Origin of the sequence: Kineococcus gurbantunggutensis (assembly GCF_050871925.1) — a bacterium.
Lineage (GTDB): Bacteria > Actinomycetota > Actinomycetes > Actinomycetales > Kineococcaceae > Kineococcus.
This window is the reverse complement of sequence record NZ_JBJLSG010000249.1, coordinates 1-4,819: the sequence shown is the minus strand read 5'-3', so window position 1 is coordinate 4,819 and position 4,819 is coordinate 1. Positions and strand designations below refer to the sequence as shown.

General features: G+C 77.2%; 5 protein-coding genes. 3 read left to right on the top strand and 2 right to left on the bottom strand.

Annotation, left to right across the window (positions count from 1 at the left end):
• Positions 1-49: 49 nt before the first annotated feature.
• Complete coding sequence (gene rpsT / locus ACRYR7_RS24330; protein ID WP_432574879.1) at positions 50-322, bottom strand: 30S ribosomal protein S20; 273 nt, start codon at positions 320-322, stop codon at positions 50-52.
• A 313-nt stretch (positions 323-635) separates the two neighbouring features.
• Between rpsT and ACRYR7_RS24325 the strand changes: the two genes are divergently transcribed.
• The 3 genes from ACRYR7_RS24325 to ACRYR7_RS24315 are packed head-to-tail and all read left to right on the top strand — an operon-like array spanning position 636 to position 4,071.
• A complete protein-coding gene (locus tag ACRYR7_RS24325; protein WP_432574878.1) occupies positions 636-2,294 on the top strand; it encodes a circularly permuted type 2 ATP-grasp protein in 1,659 nt (552 codons plus the stop codon).
• On the top strand, positions 2,288-3,229 hold the full coding sequence (locus ACRYR7_RS24320; protein ID WP_432574877.1) for an alpha-E domain-containing protein: 942 nt from the start codon (positions 2,288-2,290) through the stop codon (positions 3,227-3,229). Before ACRYR7_RS24325 ends, ACRYR7_RS24320 begins: the two co-directional genes overlap by 7 nt.
• Positions 3,229-4,071, top strand: coding sequence for a transglutaminase family protein (locus ACRYR7_RS24315; RefSeq protein WP_432574875.1), 843 nt, complete (start codon positions 3,229-3,231; stop codon positions 4,069-4,071). The genes ACRYR7_RS24320 and ACRYR7_RS24315 overlap by 1 nt, the downstream gene beginning before the upstream one ends.
• A 22-nt stretch (positions 4,072-4,093) precedes the next feature.
• Here ACRYR7_RS24315 and ACRYR7_RS24310 read toward each other — a convergent pair.
• On the bottom strand, positions 4,094-4,819 hold a 726-nt coding region (locus ACRYR7_RS24310), incomplete at its 5' end, for a DUF4349 domain-containing protein (protein WP_432574874.1).

Here is a 4,819-nt window from a genome sequence, read left to right as displayed (position 1 = left end):
AGGGCCGGTCCCCCCGCGGGGGGACCGGCCCTTCGTGGTGAGCTGCTGCTCAGGCGGCGCTGCCGGCCTTGGCGGCGGCCTTCGCGATGGCCGACTTGCGGTTCGCGGCCTGGTTCTTGTGGATCACGCCCTTGCTGACGGCCTTGTCCAGCTTGCGGCTGGCGTGCTTCAGCGCGGCCTGCGCCTTCTCGGCGTCGCCGGCGGCGGTGGCCTCGCGGACCGCGCGCACGGCGGTGCGCAGCTCGGACTTGACGGCCTTGTTGCGCAGGCGCGCCTTCTCGGCGGTCAGGATGCGCTTCTTCTGGGACTTGATGTTCGCCACGGGGCGTCCGTCTCCTTGCGGTCGAGCTGTCGGTGTCAGAGGGCGGCCGGGACACCTGGACTCCGGCGTGGGGGACCGGGGGGGAGGGTGATCGGCCGTGACCTCCGCACGAGGAGGCGAAGGCGTCGTCCAGAGTACCAGTGCGGGGCCGGGGCCCGGACCGCCGCCCGCCGCTGCGGTGCCCGCCGCAGCGCCCTCGCGGTGCCCGCCGCAGCCCCCTCGCGGCGCCCGGTGCGGCACCCGCCGGGGCGCTCCGCGCGGCGCCCGGCGGCAGTTAACCGGCGGGAAACGTGGGGGCCCTACGGTCCGCGCCATGGGCGACGTCTTCGAGGGCTACCGGGACTCCCCGGTGGGGTGGGCCGCCGGCCGGGCGGTCGACGAGATGCTCGGCGCGGACGGCGCACCGCGCCCGGAGTGGGCGCCGCTGTTCGCGACCCTGCGGGACCTGCCGGCCACGGAGCTGCTGGCCCGCGCCGACCAGCTGGCCAGCACCTTCCTGGACCGCGGCGTGACCTTCGACTACGCCGGCGAGGAGCGGCCCTTCCCGCTGGACGTGGTGCCGCGGATCATCGAGGCGCAGCAGTGGGCGGTCGTCGAGCGCGGCGTGGCGCAGCGGGTGCGGGTCCTGGAGGCCTTCCTGGCCGACGTGTACGGGCCGATGCAGGTCGTGCGCGACGGCGTCGTGCCGCGCCGGGTGATCACCTCCTCCAGCCACTTCCACCGCGCCGCGGTGGGCGTGGAGCCCGGCGGCGGGGTGCGCGTGCACGTCGCCGGCATCGACCTGGTGCGCGACGAGCACGGCGACTTCCGCGTCCTGGAGGACAACGTCCGGGTGCCCAGCGGCGTCAGCTACGTGCTGGAGAACCGCCAGGCGATCACGCAGGCGCTGCCCGAGGCGCTGCAGGCGCACCGGGTGCACCCGGTGGCGGACTACCCCCAGACGCTGCTGGCGGCGCTGCGCGCCAGCGCCCCGGACGGCGTGGACGACCCGACCGTGGTCGTGCTGACCCCCGGCGTGTACAACTCCGCCTACTTCGAGCACTCCCTGCTGGCGCGGGCGATGGGCGTGGAGCTGGTGGAGGGCCGGGACCTGGTCTGCCGCGGCAACCGCGTGCACATGCGCACCACCGCCGGCGAGCGGCGCGTGGACGTGGTGTACCGCCGCGTCGACGACGAGTTCCTGGACCCGGTGCACTTCCGCCGCGACTCGGTGCTGGGGGTGGCCGGCATCCTCAACGCCGCGCGCGCCGGCGGGGTGAGCATCGCCAACGCCGTGGGCAACGGCGTCGCCGACGACAAGCTCGTCTACACGTACGTGCCGGACCTGACGAAGTACTACCTGGGCGAGGAGCTCGTCCTGGGCAACGTGCCCACGTACCGCTTCGAGATCCCCGCCGAGCGCGAGGAGGCGCTGGACCGCCTCGCCGAGCTCGTCGTCAAGCCGGTGGACGGCTCCGGCGGCAAGGGCCTGGTGGTGTGCCCGGACGCCTCGCGCGAGGAGCTGGACGCGCTGCGCGCGCGGGTGCTGGCGGACCCGCGCGGCTGGATCGCCCAGCCGGTGGTGGCGCTGTCGACGGTGCCGACGCTGGCCGGCGGGCAGCTGCGCCCGCGGCACGTTGACCTGCGCCCCTTCGCCGTCAACGACGGCTCGACGGTGCGGGTGCTGCGCGGCGGGCTGACCCGGGTGGCGCTGCGGGAGGGGTCGCTGGTGGTGAACTCCAGCCAGGGCGGCGGCTCGAAGGACACCTGGGTGCTGGCCGCCGAGGGCGAGGCGCTGGAGGGCGCCGGGCCGGTGCCCGCCCCGGCGGTGCGCGCGCCGGGGGCGCCCGCGCCGGCGGGGGCGCACCACCTGGCCGACGCCGGTCCCGGCGGCGCGGGCGAGCAGGCCCAGCAGCAGCAGCAGGAGCAGCAGCAGGAGCAGCGCCAGGAGCAGCGGCTGCGCGGGGGTCGGGGGGGTGCGTCGGCGTGCTGAGCCGCATCGCGGAGTCGCTGTTCTGGATCGGGCGCTACGTGGAGCGGGCGGACTCCACCGCCCGCATCCTCGACGTGCACGTCGAGCGGACGCTGGCCGACCCGTGGACCGACGAGGCGGAGGTCTCGCGCTCCCTGCTGAGCGTCATGGGCACCCCGGTCGCGCCGGGCGCCGGCGCCGGCCGGCGCGAGCTGCTGGAGGTGCTGGCGCACGACCCGGTCAGCCCCAGCTCCATCACCGGCGCCCTGGGCGCGGCGCGCGAGAACGCCCGCCGGGCCCGCGAGACGGTCTCCTCGGACATGTGGGAGAGCCTGAACACCACCTGGAACGCGCTGGCCTCGGGCCGCTGGCGCGACGCCGGCGCCCACCGGTTCTTCTCCTGGGTGCGCGAGCGCACCGCCGTGGTCAACGGCCTGGTGGACGCCACGATGAGCCGCGACGACTCCTGGCAGTTCTTCGTGCTGGGCCGCTCCCTGGAGCGCGCCGACATGACGGCCCGCCTGGTGGACACCCGCGCGGTGCCCGGGGTGCCGCCGCAGTGGCCGCTGCTGCTGCGCTCCACCGGCGCCTACGAGGCGTTCCTGCGCGCCTACCACGGCTCCAGCACGGGCGCGGCGGGCGAGGCGCACGCGGCGGAGTTCCTGCTGCTGGACCGCCTCTTCCCGCGCTCGGTGGTCAACGCGCTGGAGACAGCGGAGGCGTGCCTGGAGGCGCTGGACCCGCAGCCGCGCCGGGCGGGCTACGCCCCCGACGCGCGGCGCGTGCTGGGCCAGGCGCGCACCCGGCTGGAGTTCTCCAGCCCCGAGCAGCTCCTGGACGACCTGCACGCGCAGATGCGCGCGGTGCAGGAGGCGTGCTCGGCGGCCTCGCTGGCCGTCGGCGAGCGGTTCTTCCCCATGGCGGGGGCGGTCTCGTGGACGGCGGGGAGGTCGTGATGCGGTTGCGGATCGTGCACGAGACGACGCACACCTACGCGGGTGAGGTCGTCGTCAGCTTCAACGAGGCGCGCGTGACGCCGCTGACCACGCCGCACCAGACGGCGCTGGACTCGCGGCTGGAGGTCAGCCCGCAGGCGGCGACCACGCGCTACTGGGACTACTGGGGCACCCACGTGACGGCGTTCGACCTGCACGTGCGCCACCGCGAGCTGGTGACGACGGCGACGAGCCTGGTGGAGACCGACCGGCGCCCCGACCGGCACGCGCACGAGCCGCTGAGCTGGGCGGACCTGCGCGCCGACGCCCTCGTCGACGAGCTGGCGGAGTTCCTGGCCCCCACCCGGCGCACCACCGCCCCGCCGGGCGGGTTCGCGCAGGAGGTGCGCGAGCTGGCCGCGGGGGCCGACCCGCGCGAGGCGGCGCACCGGGTGTGCTCGTGGGTGCACGAGCAGGTGAAGTACGTGCCCGGCGCCACGGGCGTGCACGCCACCGCGCAGGAGTCCTGGGAGCGGCGCAGCGGGGTGTGCCAGGACCTGGCGCACCTGGCCCTGGCGGGCCTGCGGGAGCTGGGCGTGCCGTGCCGCTACGCCTCCGGCTACCTGCACCCGGCGCGCGAGCCGGAGACCGGCGTGGAGGTCGCGGGGGAGAGCCACGCCTGGATCGAGTTCTTCGACGGGGCGTGGACGGGCTGGGACCCCACGAACGACACCGCCGTCGGCGACCGGCACGTCGTGGTCGCCCGCGCCCGCGACTACTCCGACGTCAGCCCCCTGCAGGGGGTGTACTCCGGGCCGCCGTCGACGGTGCGGGCCCGGGTGCTGGTGACCCGCACCGCCTGACCCGCACCGCCCGCGCGCCCGCTCACCCCTGCCCGGCGGTGGCGGTGCGCGCGCGGCGCCGGCGCAGCACGAGCAGCGGCGCGGCGACCGCGGCGGCGGGCAGCGCGAACGGCAGGACGGCGCCCAGGGCGACGGCGGCCGCGCGCAGCAGGCGCACCAGCGCGTCCCACCCGGCGGCCAGGCCGCCGGTGAACCCGGCCGGCGCCGCGGCCGCGGCCGCGACGGGCTGCGCGCTGAGCACGACCTCCGCGCTCGCCAGGGCCACCTGGTCGGCCAGCACCCGCTGGCGGGCCTGCAGCGCCTCCAGGTCCGCCTGGCGGCGGGCGATCTCGCCCTCCAGCGCCAGCACGTCGGGGATCGTGGTGGCCTGCGGCAGGCGGGCGCGGAAGGCGGCCAGGACCGCCTGCGCGGAGGCGACGCGGCTGCCGACGTCGGCGACCTCGGCGGTGACGTCGGTGGCGGTGGTGGTGCGCGCGGTCTGCCGGCCCAGCGCGGCCACGCCGTCCAGGACCTGCGCCAGGCGCTCGCCGGGCACCCGCAGCGTCAGCCGCGCCGACGCCGGGCCCTGCCCGCCGCCGGTGGTGCTCGCGGTGACCAGGCCGCCGGCGGCGGTGGCCAGCTCGCCGGCGCGGCGCGCGGCCGCGGCGGGGTCCGCCACCTCGACGTCGAGGGTGGCGGTGGAGACCACGGCGCGCCCGGCCGACGCGCCCAGCGGGTCGGGGGCGGCCGCGGGCGCGTCGGCGGGGGC

Coding starts and splice junctions, on each gene's coding strand:
- ACRYR7_RS24325 (WP_432574878.1), top strand. CDS start 636: ATGGGCGACGTCTTCGAGGGCTACCGGGACTCCCCGGTGGGGTGGGCC.
- ACRYR7_RS24315 (WP_432574875.1), top strand. CDS start 3,229: ATGCGGTTGCGGATCGTGCACGAGACGACGCACACCTACGCGGGTGAG.